Raw genomic sequence first — 15,445 nt, 5'->3', positions numbered from 1 at the left:
CACGGAGGCCTATGCCCTATGCCCACGGAGGCCTATGCCCCATGTTACTGAGAAAGGCTATAAACTAAAAGTAGCAATTCTCCTATCCAGCAGCATTGAGAAAATTATGCAGTGCGAATTGTGCGATCGACAAATGGAAGCATTAACCGCCCATCACCTCATCCCCAAACAAAACACCAAGCGGAAAAACGAAGATCCCAGCCCGACAATCGACATTTGCTCGGCTTGTCACCGCCAGATTCACTCTCTATTTGACAACAAACACCTTGCCCAAGAGCTCAATACCCTGGAAAAGCTCAAAAATGACCCTGAACTCCATAAATTTGTCTCTTGGATTAAGAAACAAAAAACCGACAAACGTATTCAAGTACGCGGCAAAAAAGCTTGATCCCAGGGCCCGCACTCAGGTATATAGTCCTGGACACAGTTACTGCCTGAAACCCGGTTTCTTCATAAATTTTTCGTTTCCCAACCCAAAATTTTGCAGAGCAACCCGGTTTTTTTTGCCTAAATCCTAGTATAGTGATTTACTTATTCGTAACAAGCTGCCAACTATTATCATGAACCTCACCTCCCTCGAACTCGCAAAAGACCGAGCGCGCCTCTTCAAAAACTACCTCCAAATCGAAATAGATGCCAAAGCTAACTCAGAAAAATTAGCCTTTTTAGACCGGGGCATTCAAAACTCGCCTTACCAAAAAGAAATTACCAACTATCCCGAGTATCTCAAACAGAAACCCGACGGCTTAAAAGTAATTAGCTATATTCCCGAACCCAATAACCGCCTCAAACTTACCGCCTTTCCCAGCCTGGGAGAACTACCTCAAATTGACCCTCAAGCTTTAAATTTTCTCCACGAAGACATCAAACAAGCCTGCGTTTGCATTGGTACTTTTGTAGACGGCAAAATTCAGGCGCAGTGGCTGGGAAAAAACGCACTTACCAAAGCTGAGTTTTGGAGTGCCACTAAAATTATCCCACTCCTTAATATCGTCAGTCAAGTAAATACCAAATATCCCGACTGCGACATTGACAACTGCGTTATTAGAGATGGCAACGGGCAAAAACAGGATTTTAACTTTGATGATTTAGCACAAGACATGATTAGCTATAGTGCAAATATAGCAACTTCAAACTCCTTAGCAGCGATGTTCAAACGCTTCGATACTCGCATAGGACTAGAACAGTGGCTGAAGAACACTACTGGCAATAACGACCTAACTTTTCGCGGCGATTACGGCGAAAACCCTTATCTCAACAACCCAAAAATATTCAATCTCAGCAAAAAACAAGTGCTGCTAACTGCAGCAGTAAACAGCGCTAAACAAAATAATTCCGTATCTGCTTATGACTTGACCAGGCTGATTTCCATGTTAGGATGGCACTTCCACCTCGAACAGCGATCGCGCCTGAAAGGATGTCAGTGGAACAGCTTAAAAACCATTGTTAGAGCCATGGGACATGACAGCGCTCGATACGCGGACGAAGCAATTAAAACTTTGGGGATGGATAGCCGCATCACTTCTCCAGTAATTATCTCAAAATTGGGTTACGGAGTGAGTTCGCTCAGGGGAACCGTAGAAACAGTTTATCTGGCTTTAGTGCGGTTTGTTGACGAACGGCCTCATGCTGCGGGAGGGCCGGCCAAACTCAGAACTTTAGCCATGACTTTGCGGGCCCAAAAAGTTTTAGACAGTTCCAGCAATGTCGATCGCCCTGCCATAGAAATCGACGCCAGAGTCTGCGCCGAAGTCACCGAAATTCTCCGCCGCTTGTTGGCGGAAGAATTTTCTTAAACGCGGGCGATCGACTACTTAGAAAGCCTGTGAAACTTGCGGTAAAGCATCCTCTCCACCGGCTTTCCTCCCCGCAAATGTTGCTCAGTTATTGTAGGAACTTCTTCAGGGCAAACGCCATTGTACCAAACCTCTTCTGGCAGCACCAACACCATTGGCCCGTTGCCGCACTGTCCCAAACAACTGCTAGCAACAACTTCAACTTCTGAGGGCGACAATTGCTCTAAAGCTGCGAGTACCTTTGCTGCACTTTGCTTGCGACAAGTGCGGTTTTGACAAACAAGAACTTGCCTAGAAGATTCTTTGATTTTCATGTTTTTTTACTTGACAGTCTGCTACATATATGGTATTTTTTTATCATGGGAATAGGTGTGGCCATATATACTTAAATTTTAACTTCCAGGCAGAGCCGGAGAACAAATTTCCAGAGAAAGAGCCTTGCTTGCAGAGGAAAATTCGAGACAGAGCCTGGTAACGAGTAGAGTTGGATAAAATTATTGTGGGGTGGGCGTCCCGCCCGCCCGAAAAATACAATTTAGATGCGGGACAACTTAAGACTTCAGCGCACCCTACGGTTAATCTGGTGACAAACCTTTGGAAGCCAACCATTGTCGATCGAACAAACGCGACTGATACCGAGCCCCGCCGTCGCAGAGTACCGTAACAATCGTATGTCCAGGCCCCATTTGCTTCGCTAAAGCCACCGCCGCCCCCACATTAATCCCCACAGAACCGCCCATAAACAGCCCTTCTTTCCTCAGCAGTTGGTAAATCACCCGCACAGCTTCAGTATCGTTAATTTGAATGGCGTCGTCTACCGGGGCATTCTCCATATTTGCAGTGACGCGAGTGGTGCCAATTCCCTCAGTAATCGAACTACCTTCAGTCTTAATTTCTCCTGTTTTGAAATAACTGTAAAGCCCGCTGCCCATCGGGTCTGCCAAGACAATTCTCACAGCAGGATTTTTTTCTTTCAAAAACATTCCTACGCCCGCAAAAGTGCCGCCGGTACCCGTAGCTGTTACCCAAGCATCAATTTTACCGTTGGTTTGTTCCCAAATTTCCGGGCCAGTTGTCTCGTAATGAGCTCGGCGATTGGCTAAATTGTCAAACTGATTTGCCCAGACAGCATTCTCCATTTCCTCCGCCAATCTTCCCGACAATTTGACATAATTATTCGGGTCTTTGTAAGGAACAGCGGGAACAGTCCGAACTTCAGCGCCCAAGGTTTTCAAAGCATCGATTTTTTCTTGAGATTGGTTATCGGGAATCACAATCAAACATTTGTAACCTTTAGCGTTGCAAATGTGTGCCAAACCGATGCCAGTATTGCCCGCAGTGCCTTCAACAACAGTGCCGCCCGGTTTCAGCAAGCCTTTTTCTTCTGCATCTTTGATGATGTAAAAAGCTGCCCTATCTTTAACGGAACCGCCGGGATTGAGGAACTCTGCTTTGCCGAGAATTTCGCAGCCAGTTTCATCGCTGAAGCTGTTTAAGCGAATTAGTGGGGTGTTGCCGATTGTGCCTACAAAGCCGTTTTTAATATCCATATTTTTTGCGTGTTTGCATCATATTATTAATTTTTACAATAAGTTGATATTTATTGCTAGCAGTTCTACCAAATCTTGCTCATATTGAGTACGAATCCGGGCAAAACAGGGTCGCCGCTGACTGTCGCGGGATTCTCCAAACATTCCTCTGGCAAACCGGGACGATAGATGTAAACTCTGCGATTTTTGCGGTCAATCAACCAGCCTAACTGCACTCCTGGTTCTCTCATATATTCTTGCATTTTTTCTTGCAATGGCTTGAGATTGTCAGAAGCCGACCTCAGTTCTACTACAAAATCAGGGCAAATCGGGGCAAACTTTTGCTTTTGTTCTGGTGACAAAGCATTCCATCTTTCCAATTTTATCCAAGCAGCATCCGGCGACTTTTGTGCACCTGTTGACAGAGTAAATCCTGTACTCGAAGTAAACGCTAAACCAGTACCATTTTGTTCTGCCCAAACCCACAGCGGTCCAAATATATTACCTTCTCGGTTTCCCGTCTCCGAACCAGTAGGGGGCATAATTAGCAATTCTCCCGATTTGTTGCGTTCAATGCGTAACTCACTATTGATTTGACATAACTCGAAAAACTCGTCGTCTGTCATTTGCAATTTGGGCGGTATTCGCAACACAATTGTTGATGACATCATTTTGCCTTTCCTCCACTCTAAATTGTTCAGACAAGATTGCACAATTTCTTTGTTTATAGTGAGGACTTGAGTCCTCAAAAATCAGGTTAAGGACTCAAGTCCTAGCTACAAGCTGGTGTGGGATCAATTCCGGTTGTATCGGAATGATTAAACCACAGAGGGCACAGAGGACACAGAGAAAGAGAAGAGAGAGATAATAATTCCGATGTCAACGGATTTGATATGACGCGCGAATTATAGAGGTAAGGTGCTCCGCGGGCACCCTACATAATTAGGTTCTGCTTCCAGGAATGTTAAACCTATTTATTCGGCTGAGGAGTCATCCGCAAATAAGGCTTAATCGGGGTGTAGCCTTTAGGAAATTTCTCTGCCAACTCTGCGGGGTCGGTAATCGAAGGTACGATTACGCAATCGTCGCCGTCTTTCCAATCAACTGGAGTCGCAACGCTGTATTTGTCGGTAAGTTGCAAGGAATCAATTACTCGCAAAATCTCATTAAAATTCCGACCAGTGCTCGCCGGATAAGTAATGCTCAAACGCAATTTCTTTTGCGGGTCAATTACAAAAACTGTGCGGATTGTTAAGTTGTTCAGCGAGTTGGGATGGATCATGTCGTAAATGTCGGAGACTTTACGATCGCCATCTGCTAAAATCGGATAATTGAGGGTGACTTTTTGAGTTTCCTCAATATCTTTAATCCACCCCATGTGAGAATCTACATCATCGACGCTGAGGGCAATGGTTTTGACACCCCGCTTTTCAAATTCAGACTTGAGACGGGCCACTGCACCGAGTTCTGTGGTGCACACTGGAGTATAGTCTTTCGGGTGGGAAAACAACACGACCCAGCTATCGCCGGCCCATTCGTAGAAATTGATTTCCCCTTCAGACGAAGCTTGGGTAAAGTTCGGAACTGTATCGCCTAATCGCAGAGTCATAACTGATTTGCTCTAATTTTATTTAAGGACTGTTCCTTATCATGCCATAATTCCCCGGTTTCTCGATCGAGCTGTAAAGGATTCTAAACTTTTGGGTCGATCGAGCGCCAATTCCACTACTGTAATGTATGTATGGCTTCTAACGCTGAATTTTCTTGCTATGCTTTACTTTTTGCTTAAGGCAATACAGCCTGTTTTAGTCCCGCTGTGTTTTGTCTCCGCCTGGGGTTTAGTTTTTTTGCTCTTTTCGAGTATCGGGCGTACTGTCTCCGACTCCATGCGCCGAGCTCAGCGGATGCACCAAATCCCTTGTGCTAACTGCGTATTTTTCACCGGCGACTACCACCTCAAGTGTCCCGTTCAGCCTACTATAGCTTTATCTGAAGATGCGATCGACTGTCCTGATTATCGATCGCATTCGGGAACTTACGGTTAAAAAATCCGGCCGCCGCTTTACATATTTCTTAACATCTCTTGCTCTTTCAATTAAACTTAAGTTGTGGTAAAGAGATTTTAAGGAGTGTGGAAAGAATGCTAATTCAAAAGCTAAATGCCTGCGACGAGTTTATTGCAGGCGACGGTACTCAACTGCGAGAATTGCTGCATCCAGACAAACAAGCTGTAGATTTGCGTTAGAGTTTAGCCCACGCCACTTTGCCACCGGGACAAACTTCTGCGCTGCACTCCCTAACAACTTCTGAAGTTTACTACATCCTCAGCGGCGTTGGGGAGATGCACATCGACGACGAAAATCAATTGGTGGAAGCCGGAGATACAGTTTACATTCCCCCAAACGCCAAGCAGTTTATTTACAACTGTGGCACAGAGCCGCTAATATTTATTTGTATCGTCGATCCCGCGTGGCGAAAGGAAGACGAGACAATTTTCGAGTAATTTTCTAGTTTTTCTCTTTTTATGCTCGTTACCATGCTCTGCCCGGTAACACATATCTAGAGGCTCTGTCTCTACTGAAAAAAATATCACAAACCGAAAATCTCTTTTAACAACAACAGCACCCAGCCTTATGTACCGAGTGATTTCCTCTTTTTTCAACTTCGATGCGGAGTTGCAATAATCCTGGGATTCAGTTGCATTGCTCCCCTCTAATTATTTGAGGAAGTATCAGCTTTGTTGGTGGGTGCTGCTATTGGTTTTTAATGAGACAGATGTGAGATTAAACAGCGTTTTACTCCTTAGATTCTATTGTGAACTTCGCTGTGGTATCTGGATGTGGTATCTGTCGGAGAAGCTTTTTGTTCGCTTCATATTATTAATTTAGCACCTTCTTCTAGAAGCGCAAGTACCCGCAACTAAACTTTACATTTTAGAAGTAACTGCGGATAATTATGAAGTTAAATTAAGCATCGAGCTTTCTAGCTGCTCAGCTAAAATAGTAGAGTTCGGCTGTGCCTGCTGCTGCGAGAAACGGCATAATATTTGTGTCAGGAACCTCAGCTATCAAGGCGTGAGGCTTGGAAGAGTAATCTGACAAGCCATTCTGACCAGCCTAAGTCTTAACTGACTACGTTTTTTGAGTCACGACACCGGAGAATGCGAAGCCAGTTTTCCGCTCTGTCGCTGAAGGTTAAACAGCCCTAAGGTCACTGGGGCAGTGCTTTGGGCCCAACAAGCTCACTAAACCTTGGCGCAGTACAGACGACCTGGCAGGTCGTCTCTTCTACCCCGAAAGGGAGGCTCGAAAGAGCAAAACACTATGCGTACAGGGCTGGGAAGTTTGAGGCGGTAATTGTCCCGCTGAAAGTGCCACACAAAAGCACACTCCCGCCAACCAGTCCCAAGGCGGTAGTAATCAAAAAAAGACAATATAAAGCCGTCCTAGAAGGACGGGGTTTCTACCCATTTTTTTGATGAAAACAACCAAACTCATCAAACTGTGCGCCTTATCGCTGAGTATCTTTCTACTGTGCAGCAGTGCAGCGGCTGCTTCAACGACGGCGAACCCTCAACCTGGGCAGACTTACACTAACCAAGAGATTCTGCAACAGTTGGTGAAGGCAAAAGTCGTTTATCTGGGAGAAACCCACGATAGCGCAGAAGACCACCAAGCTCAACTGGCGATTCTCCGAGAAATGCAGCGGCAAAATCGGAAAATTGCGATCGCGATGGAAATGTTTCAGCGTCCCTTTCAAAGTGCGATCGACAACTACTTAGCAGGTAAACTGACCCAAGAGCAATTAGTCGAGCAAACAGAGTACGATCGCAGATGGCCCTTTCCCTGGGAATCTTACGCCCCCATTTTGCGGTTTGCCAAAGAAAATCAACTACCTGTCCTCGCCTTAAATACACCATCCGAAGTAACGAGAAAAGTTGCCAGTCAAGGTTTAGAAAGCCTCACAGCAGAGGAAAAAAAGCACATTCCGCCAATATCCGAAATTCGCACCGACAACGCCGAATACCGGCAACTGCTGCTAGAAGTTTTCCAGCAACACCAAAAGGCAGGACAGGGAAATAGTACGGCTTTTGAAAGATTTTTGCAAGCCCAAGTTTTGTGGGACGAAACTATGGCGGAAAAAATAGCTGGATTTGTCAAAGCAAACCCCGACTATCAAGTTGTGGTGTTGGCGGGTAAAGGACACATTATTTACGGTTACGGCATTCCCAGTCGCGTCGAGAGGCGTTTGGGAGTCGGGAATGTAAAAGTGCGATCGGTTTTATTCAATTCCAGTGAAAATCTTCCTTTGTCGGCAGATAGACCCATTGCTGACTTTGTTTGGAAGCATTGATTTGATATGATCTCAAAAATATAACCCACTCAGCCAGAGGGAGAACCAAATCGTGAAAGTCAAGCGTCTAAAAATGAACTCATTCCGAGGCATCAGCGATTTGACCCTGGAGTTTGATACCGATGAGCCGACTGTGTTCATCGGTATCAACGGTGTGGGGAAGTCCAGCATACTTGAGTGTTTGGCTATTCTTCTCTCCTGGCTGACAAAGCGAATTCAAACTCCCAATAGTTCTGGACGTTCTTTCAACGAAGATGATATCAAAAACGGATGCAAAGAAACTCACAACGAAATTACAATTTCAATCAATGACTGGCCGGAAGTGGTATGGTCTTTAACCAAGGTCAGGAAAGGGCGAAGCAAGGATACTAGCAGCAACCTTGGGGACTTAAAAGGAGTTGTCGATAACATACACAGTCAGTTAGATGCTAATTCTTACGCAGCATTGCCTCTGGCTGTTTACTATCCAACTAACCGTGCCGTACTTGATATTCCTTTGGAGATTAAGACGAAACATTCGTCTGAGCCGATAACTGCTTATGACGAGGTTCTCACGGGAGGGCAGATCGATTTTAGGCGCTTTTTTGAATGGTTTAGAGATCGGGAAGATTTAGAATACGAATTACGACTAAATGATTCTGCTCAGTATCGCGATCGCCAACTAGAAGCAGTCAGATATGCGTTCGCTAACTTACTAGAAGGCTGGTCAAATTTACGAGTTAGGCGATCGCCTTTGCGAATGACTGTAAACAAACAAGACGAGGAACTGATCGTCAATCAACTATCCGATGGTGAAAAATGCTTGTTAACACTAGCAGGAGATTTAGCAAGGCGTTTGGCGATCGCAAATCCGAATCCAGATTGCAATCCGCTTGAGGGTTCCGGCGTTGTTTTGATTGACGAGATTGAGCTCCACTTGCACCCAAAATGGCAACGGGCGATTATTCCGAATCTGAAAAAAACATTCCCAAATTGCCAGTTTATAATTACGACTCATTCGCCACAGGTAATCAGCGATCTCAAATGGGTTCATCTTTTGAGGTCAACATCTGAAGGAATTGCGATCGAGCGAGTACCATCCTTTGGGAAAGATAGCAATCGGATTCTAGAAACGCTTATGGGAACTCCCGAACGTCGGCAGGAAATTAAGGAAAATTTACGTGAATTGTTTCGCTTGATAGACAAGGGCGAACTCGGAAAGGCACGGCAATTTCGCCAAGAATTAGCACACAGAATGGGAGAAGAAGATCCTGAATTTGTGAGAGCAGATTGGCTAATTCAACGCAAGGAAATTCTCAATAAATGAAATATATTCAAAAGGGAAAAGAACCTCAAAATTTTTCCGAATGGAAGGCTACACAGAAGTCTATCGGTGTCAACTATGATTACAAATATCTTTCCAACCCTGAGAAAGCAGCGGTACACATTTCTTTGCTAAGTGAACAAGGCTATATTTGCTGCTACTGCTGTATGAGAGTTGAGCAAAGCAATAGCCATATTGAACATTTAGCCCCCCAGAGCAAGACTGATTCAGAATTATCTCTTGATTACACAAATATGCTAGGCTCTTGTGGCAGAGATCCAAATTGGCCAGAGTATTGTGGCAATAAGAAGCAGAATCTTGCGATCGGGGTTTCGCCACTACAAGCCAACTGTGAAGAATTTTTTAATTACTCTAGCACTGGTGAGATACTGCCAACTGCAAATAATTTAGCTCATCAAAAAGATGCTCAAACAACCATTGAAGTTTTGGGACTCAATCATTATGACTTAATGCAGGGACGAATTCAAGCACTTGAAGCCTTGCAAGGAATCATGACACAGGAAGAGGCAGAATTATTAGCTCAAGTTTGTCAACAAATGAATGCACAAGGGCGATACCAGCCTTTTTGTAATGCAGTTTTGTATTTTCTCAAAGATTATTTTGGTGTTTCTTAAGTTTAATGTTACCCAAAGATTGCGCGATCGGCGATCGGACTTAATATAAACTTTACCCCACCGCATCACCCGATAGCACAAAATTAAATCGCCCGCAGATTCCAGAAACTCGATGCACCAAGGCACACTTTACATATCGCTCATCGGTCGGTTATATTTACTACAAACCGCGCGCCTGGTGTGGGAGACTCCTCCATCACGCCTGCCCGGTTTTTTATGGGTGATTATTTATTTAACTAATATATGTTAAGGCAAGAGACAGCGAGCCACTTCCTTTGCTAAGATTTATCTTGGAAATGTCAAGATTATCTTGTCAAAATATCAGGAAAAAATCAATGACAAATACACCAAAAATTCTCGCATTTGCCGGAAGTACCCGCGAAGCATCCTACAACAAACTGCTGGTAAAAGTTGCGGCGGCTGGGGCTAGGGCGGCGGGCGCAGAAGTTACTTATGTAGATTTGCGCGATTTGCCGATGCCGCTATTTGACGAAGATTTAGAAGCACAAGAGGGAATGCCAGAAAATGCCCGCAAATTGAAGGAATTGATGGTAGCGCATCACGGGTTTTTAATAGCTTCCCCTGAGTATAACAGTTCAATTACCCCTGTGTTAAAAAATGCGATCGATTGGGTATCGCGCCCAGCAGCGGGTGAACCGGGATTGGTGGCATTTACGGGCAAAGTAGCGGTAATTATGAGTGCTTCCCCAGGCGGACTCGGCGGTTTGCGGGGATTAGTGCATTTGCGATCGATCCTGGGGAATATTAACGTATTGGTACTGCCGGATCAGAAAGCAATTCCCCAAGCTTTTCAAGTATTTAATGCTGACGGTACGATGAAAGATCCCACACAGCAGGACTCTGTTGAGAATCTCGGTGCTAAGTTGTCTAATGTGCTGTCGAAATTAATCGCATGAGGCAATAAATTCATTTTGCAGTAGGGACACAGCAATGTTGTGTCCCTAATCTAGCTATACATATACGTAAGTCATGTTGAAAGTGAAATTGTACAGACAAGCATCCTAGGGCGTGTTTTCCAACTACTCAACCCTACGCTATTCCTACTCTGGATTTTGCCATCCTTCATAAGCTGCTAGCAAAATATTCACGTAAGAATTGTCGGTGATTTCCTTCACGGCTTCGATGCCTCCAGATTTCAACGCGCTGATGACTCGTTCTTTGAGTGCTGGATTTTTGGCGATACCTTTCACCGCTACGTCGATTTCTGCTTGGGTATCGGCGGGGATGTCGGGGGGATAGGAGCGATCGAGAATTTGCAGCAATTGTTGGATTTCGACGGCTGATTCGGCGAGGGTTTTGGGTTGGGTTTCGTGCAACTCGCCAGCTACTTTCGCGCCGCTTTGGATTTCTCCCCCGCTCATGTGTCCGACTCCAAATTTGCCACTTTGAGTGTAGGTATCTCCTTGGCGGTTATTGTCTATCTTGTTGTTCATAGTTTGATTCTCTGCCATAAAGTGATATGTTTGAGTGATTTGGGTGCCGGGGGATGGATTCCCCAAAATAATAGCAAGGTGGTCTTTCATATCCTGGTTGTGACGCTTTTCGGCTTCCAGTTCTCCCTGGAGTCTAGCAGCTTTCAGGTTCGCTTCATAACGATCTTGAAGCAGGCGTTCGATTTTGCCTTTGTCTGCGGTTTCGGGAACCTGAAACGTCATCAGGATATCATTGTCCTTGCGTTCCAAGCTTTTAATCGAATCAAATGTGATGTCGGGGTACTCCTCCATCAGTTTTTGAAAGGCTTCTATGAATGCCTCTTTATCGATGCCATTCCGAAACAGAATCTGCACGACATTCATCATCTTTTTGTAAAGCTTTTCAAAATCTCCCGGCTGGAAAACCCGATCGGGGTCGTGGGGAAGACGTTCGCGACTGCCTTTGTCATTTTCTGTTTCTAGCCAAAAGACGTACTGACAATCGACACCCGCTAGTTGGGGGTTGCTGCCGAAATTACAGGCTTGCAGGCACGCACCTGTCAGGTAGGCGGCAGTAAAATCCGTGCCGATGGCGAGGGTTTCAGTGAGGTTGGCATTTTTTAGGTTGGCTTTGTGCAAGGTTGCTTGGCTCAAGTCGGCGCGTTTGAGGTTGGCACCTTCTAGTTCTGCTGCCGTTAGGTTTGCACCGTTGAGGTTTGCTCCTTCGTAGGATTTCTGGTAACCCTTACCGGTGATGAGGAGTTCGCGCACCGCAGATTGTGCTAGGAGGGTGTTGCCGGGACGAGCGCGATCGAGTTTTTTAGTATATTTCCAGCAAGTGCGGGTGAGAGTGGCATCGCGGAAGTTGCAGTTTTTGAGTGTAGCTGCGGTGAAGTTAGCATCAGTGAGGGTAGCACAGTAGAAGCGAGTTCCGCCGAGGGAACCGAAGGCGATGGCAAACTGGCGCACGATGGCAAATTTTTCATCCCCTTTCATAGCTCGCGATGCGACGTAGAGGCTCAAGAGGATGGCGGCTCCTGATACGGCTCCTGCCACGGCAAAGGCCAAAGCTACGGCTCCGGCCACGGCTCCTGCCACGGTGACGGCGACAATGACGACGACAGTGACGGCTCCGGCTCCGGCTCTGGCTCCGGCTCCGGCTCCGGCGATGGCGACGGCTCCAGCTCCGGCGAAGGTGAAGGCTCCCGCTAAAGCGAAGGCTCCGGAGACGGCTCCGGTGACGGCTCCTGCGAAGGCTCCGGCTCCGCCAACAGCGACAGCGAAGGCGACGGCGACCGCGACGGCTCCAGCGACGGCTATCAAACTAACTGCCTGAACGGTAAATCCATGACAGACGATCACACCAAATATAGCAATTAGGACGATGGCAAAAAAAATACTCAATACCCATTTTTCTAGTAGGCTCTCAACAGACAGGCTCGTAGCCACTACAAACACCCCGGAATATGATGCCAGAATTCCCGACAAAGCTGACATCAGCAGTGCCAGCACCCACTGCACCGCCACCCAGCGCCGTTGTAGTCCCGCCGTGGCTCGCGCGAAGTTCGTCCCTGTCAGAGTGGCGTGGCTGAAGTTCGCTCCCCGGATATCGGCCTTGGTGAAGTTTGCTCCCGACAAATCTTTCTTGACAAACGACTGTCCCCGCAGGCTCACGCGCTTAAAATCTCGCCTGCCTTTTTTGTATTCTTGTAAAACTTGACTCGCTTTCATCGGTGTGCTGTTGTTGTGGTTTCCCCTGCCCTCTCGATATTGCGACGCCCCCGATGTATTCCATTTTTCTATATCCGATTTTACCTCCGAGCCGAAAAATAGAGTTTTTTAAGGGTTTTTGATGTTTTCTATCTTTGCGTATCTCTAACTGTATTTCCGCTCCTCACAAATGGAACAACTCAGGTGGTTCATTTCCGATCTAATGTGCTGTCGAAGTTAATCGCATGAGGCAATAAATTCATTTTGCAGTAGGGACACAGCAATGTTGTGTCCCTAATCCTAGTATCTGTTATTTCGCTGGCTGCATCAAGTGCGATTCATAGAATAAAAGCCTTGAAACGGCATTGTTAAAATGCCCAATATCCGACTAATTTCATTAATAAAAAAGTCTCGCTTGTCAATTAAAATTGTGCTGTTAGTCAATTTAAGAAACTTCCAATCAGTACCCGTAGTAACAGCCCCATAAATGCTTTCAATTTGCTCTCCGCTGCGCTGATTAAATAATTGGGCGGCTACCATTTCTGCAATACACTGGCCTAAACCCGATTTAATACTTTCATTCTTAGCCTCTGTGAGAGTAATTACGGGGGCGCGAATTTCATAGGAATCCTTCGATGCAGTGAGAATATAATCGCAATACCCGTTTAAGCCCGCTTCTACATCTACATTGAATTCTGAACCAGAGAAAAAACCAACTTGAAAATTAAATTGCCGCCTGACTTCCAATAATATTGGAGCAATAATTAATTCAGCGCGAGCCTTTTCTGTATTAATTGCAGTAGCTAAAGACAGGTTTTCAGTTAAAGTAGTTTGCAAATAGGAACTTGGCTGTACCTCTGGGATATCACTAAACAAATCTAAAGGTTCTTCTACGGTTAAATTAAAAGATTCTCTAACTTTCGCTAAAGTTGTAAAGTCGCTGTATGCCACAGGTTAACCTCCTTGCTCGATTTTGGCGATCGCATTCTCAAATTGCTACAATTATAATTGATTGCCTGTTATTCTCACCCCCAAATTAACATGACATTCACCGGAGATTCAGACTCAGCACCTGCTTTGCCCACAGCAGCAGAAGCAGCGGTTGCCAAAACCAGCAGCCGCGCTTTAGAATCGCACTTGCAAAATCATCCGTCTGGCGAATCCCTCAAATTGATATTAAACGAAAAAGAGGGAAAGACAATTGACATACCTGCCGCAGCCTTGCCACTGCTATTAGCAATTTTGCAGCAGACAAGCAGCGGCAATACTGTCAAGCTAACTCCAATTACTAAAGAACTTCATATTTATCAAGCAGCAGACATTCTGGGAGTTTCCGATAAATATATGCGGGAGTTGCTGGATGCGGGAAAAATCCCTTACAAGACAGTTAGGAACAGTCGCCGGATACGTTACGAAGATTTAATGGACTATAAGAAACAAAGTTCCGAAGAAAGCAGTAAAATTATGGATATGCTTGTATCTGAATCAGAAGCACTCGGTTTGTACCATTAAAAAATGGCAATTTTAACTGTTATTTACGATGCCAATGTTTTGTATTCGGCATCTCTTCGTGACTTGTTTGTAGAGTTGGCAACTACCGACATAGTTGAGGCACGTTGGAGTGAAGAAACTCACGACGAGTGGATGAGAAATGTACTTATAAACCGTCCCGATCTAAGATTTGAACAGCTTGCCCGAACCAAAAAATTAATGAATACAAGTGTTGAAAATTGCTTGGTGCAAGGCTATGAGACAATTATACAAGAATTAGAACTTCCCGATCCGGGCGATCGCCATGTCCTCGCTGCTGCAATTCACTCTCGTTCTAAGTTTATTATTACTTTCAATCTCAGAGATTTTCCTGAAGAAGCTCTTGCACCTTACGACATTTTAGCGCAGCATCCAGATGATTTTATTTTAGACTTGCTTGACCTCAACTGGCAAACAGTATGCAAAGCAGCCGAGAAACAAAGAATCAGGCTCAAAAATCCGCCAAAAACGCCTGACGAGTATTTACAAACGCTGGTAGAATTGGGACTGCCGCTGTCCGCAAATCGGATGCGAGAATTGTGCTATGGAGATTAGTTCGATCGCAAACCGCAGACTTTCCCGACTTTCTTCCAAGTTTTTTTATTGTACGATCGCACTGGATAACTCTTCGACCCAGCCAATATACCACTCATCTACTTTTTCCAACACCCCAGTAAACGTATTTTCCATTGTGCCTCTACTTGAAAACGGGCAGAATTTTATTTTATAGAGATAATAGCTAGTTGAAGAACTACCACAAATTGTAGCAGCACCGCATCACCCGATCGCCCTAAAAGAAAACCACCCGATCGCATATTGGCAGAAATAGACCAGAGCAGGGATACTTGAGTCATCGGTCATCGGTCGGTATATTTCTTCCAAACAGCACGGCAGGCGTGGGAGACTCCTCCGTCACGCCTGCCAGGCTGTTTTATTTTATAATTGCTCGATTCCCTGCGGGATAGCTTGGCTTCACGCAAATCATATCGTTTCCGGTTGCATGGGAATGATAAAGTCAAGGTCAATAATTCCACATTCCCCGACTCCCGACTCCCCACTCCCAACAAACCATCATTCCGGTGTTACCGGAATTGATATGGATCGCGAATTAAATAACTTACAATTTTAATTGTTATTGTGGGATGGGCGTCCCGCC

General features: G+C 45.4%; 17 protein-coding genes. 10 read left to right on the top strand and 7 right to left on the bottom strand.

Annotated elements, in window-relative coordinates; genetic code table 11:
* Together ACUVJL_RS19325 and ACUVJL_RS19320 are read left to right on the top strand one after the other, a co-directional pair.
* On the top strand, positions 1-388 hold a 388-nt coding region (locus ACUVJL_RS19325; protein ID WP_445247316.1), incomplete at its 5' end, for an HNH endonuclease.
* 172 nt (positions 389-560) lie between these two features.
* Entirely contained in the window at positions 561-1,796 is a 1,236-nt protein-coding gene (locus tag ACUVJL_RS19320; protein WP_445247315.1) for a hypothetical protein, read from the top strand.
* Between the two features lie 14 nt (positions 1,797-1,810).
* Here ACUVJL_RS19320 and ACUVJL_RS19315 read toward each other — a convergent pair whose 3' ends face one another.
* The 4 genes from ACUVJL_RS19315 to ACUVJL_RS19300 all read right to left on the bottom strand — a co-directional run bounded on the left by ACUVJL_RS19315 (position 1,811) and on the right by ACUVJL_RS19300 (position 4,934).
* Positions 1,811-2,110: a (2Fe-2S) ferredoxin domain-containing protein gene (locus ACUVJL_RS19315; protein WP_445247314.1), complete on the bottom strand. Its 300-nt coding sequence runs from the start codon at positions 2,108-2,110 to the stop codon at positions 1,811-1,813.
* Positions 2,111-2,371: 261 nt separating this feature from the next.
* A complete protein-coding gene (locus ACUVJL_RS19310; protein WP_445247313.1) occupies positions 2,372-3,346 on the bottom strand; it encodes a cysteine synthase A in 975 nt (324 codons plus the stop codon).
* A 65-nt stretch (positions 3,347-3,411) separates the two neighbouring features.
* Positions 3,412-3,996: a Uma2 family endonuclease gene (locus ACUVJL_RS19305; protein WP_445247312.1), complete on the bottom strand. Its 585-nt coding sequence runs from the start codon at positions 3,994-3,996 to the stop codon at positions 3,412-3,414.
* 299 nt (positions 3,997-4,295) lie between these two features.
* Entirely contained in the window at positions 4,296-4,934 is a 639-nt protein-coding gene (locus ACUVJL_RS19300; protein ID WP_445247311.1) for a peroxiredoxin, read from the bottom strand.
* A 160-nt stretch (positions 4,935-5,094) separates the two neighbouring features.
* Between ACUVJL_RS19300 and ACUVJL_RS19295 the strand changes: the two genes are divergently transcribed.
* The 6 genes from ACUVJL_RS19295 to ACUVJL_RS19270 all read left to right on the top strand — a co-directional run bounded on the left by ACUVJL_RS19295 (position 5,095) and on the right by ACUVJL_RS19270 (position 10,533).
* Positions 5,095-5,370 (top strand): hypothetical protein, encoded by a 276-nt coding sequence (locus ACUVJL_RS19295; protein WP_445247310.1) that lies wholly within the window; start codon positions 5,095-5,097, stop codon positions 5,368-5,370.
* A gap of 218 nt (positions 5,371-5,588) precedes the next feature.
* Positions 5,589-5,828, top strand: a complete 240-nt coding sequence (locus ACUVJL_RS19290; protein ID WP_445247309.1) for a cupin domain-containing protein — start codon at positions 5,589-5,591, stop codon at positions 5,826-5,828.
* Between the two features lie 974 nt (positions 5,829-6,802).
* Positions 6,803-7,678, top strand: coding sequence for a ChaN family lipoprotein (locus ACUVJL_RS19285; RefSeq protein WP_445247308.1), 876 nt, complete (start codon positions 6,803-6,805; stop codon positions 7,676-7,678).
* A 52-nt stretch (positions 7,679-7,730) separates the two neighbouring features.
* Positions 7,731-8,984 (top strand): AAA family ATPase, encoded by a 1,254-nt coding sequence (locus ACUVJL_RS19280; protein WP_445247307.1) that lies wholly within the window; start codon positions 7,731-7,733, stop codon positions 8,982-8,984.
* Positions 8,981-9,616 carry a retron system putative HNH endonuclease gene (locus ACUVJL_RS19275; RefSeq protein ID WP_445247306.1) on the top strand — a complete coding sequence of 212 codons (636 nt, stop codon included), beginning with the start codon at positions 8,981-8,983 and terminating at the stop codon, positions 9,614-9,616. Before ACUVJL_RS19280 ends, ACUVJL_RS19275 begins: the two co-directional genes overlap by 4 nt.
* A gap of 335 nt (positions 9,617-9,951) precedes the next feature.
* The gene (locus tag ACUVJL_RS19270) at positions 9,952-10,533 is read left to right on the top strand and encodes an NADPH-dependent FMN reductase (protein WP_445247305.1); all 582 of its coding nucleotides are present in this window, start codon (positions 9,952-9,954) and stop codon (positions 10,531-10,533) included.
* Positions 10,534-10,677: 144 nt separating this feature from the next.
* Here the strand turns inward: ACUVJL_RS19270 and ACUVJL_RS19265 are convergent, their stop codons facing one another.
* Together ACUVJL_RS19265 and ACUVJL_RS19260 are read right to left on the bottom strand one after the other, a co-directional pair.
* Positions 10,678-12,780, bottom strand: coding sequence for a pentapeptide repeat-containing protein (locus ACUVJL_RS19265; protein ID WP_445247304.1), 2,103 nt, complete (start codon positions 12,778-12,780; stop codon positions 10,678-10,680).
* A 306-nt stretch (positions 12,781-13,086) separates the two neighbouring features.
* On the bottom strand, positions 13,087-13,710 hold the full coding sequence (locus ACUVJL_RS19260; protein ID WP_445247303.1) for a hypothetical protein: 624 nt from the start codon (positions 13,708-13,710) through the stop codon (positions 13,087-13,089).
* A 90-nt stretch (positions 13,711-13,800) separates the two neighbouring features.
* Between ACUVJL_RS19260 and ACUVJL_RS19255 the strand changes: the two genes are divergently transcribed.
* Positions 13,801-14,271 carry a helix-turn-helix domain-containing protein gene (locus ACUVJL_RS19255; RefSeq protein WP_445247302.1) on the top strand — a complete coding sequence of 157 codons (471 nt, stop codon included), beginning with the start codon at positions 13,801-13,803 and terminating at the stop codon, positions 14,269-14,271.
* A 3-nt stretch (positions 14,272-14,274) separates the two neighbouring features.
* Complete coding sequence (locus ACUVJL_RS19250) at positions 14,275-14,844, top strand: PIN domain-containing protein (RefSeq protein ID WP_445247301.1); 570 nt, start codon at positions 14,275-14,277, stop codon at positions 14,842-14,844.
* 164 nt (positions 14,845-15,008) lie between these two features.
* On the opposite strand, the gene ACUVJL_RS19245 is transcribed toward ACUVJL_RS19250, so the two are convergent.
* Positions 15,009-15,143, bottom strand: a complete 135-nt coding sequence (locus tag ACUVJL_RS19245) for a hypothetical protein (protein ID WP_445247300.1) — start codon at positions 15,141-15,143, stop codon at positions 15,009-15,011.
* Positions 15,144-15,445: the final 302 nt, after the last annotated feature.

This window comes from Microcoleus sp. OTE_8_concoct_300 (assembly GCF_031383065.1).
GTDB lineage: Bacteria > Cyanobacteriota > Cyanobacteriia > Cyanobacteriales > Microcoleaceae > Microcoleus.
The sequence above is the reverse complement of the archived record's forward strand: the minus strand, read 5'-3'. Positions and strand labels throughout refer to the sequence as shown.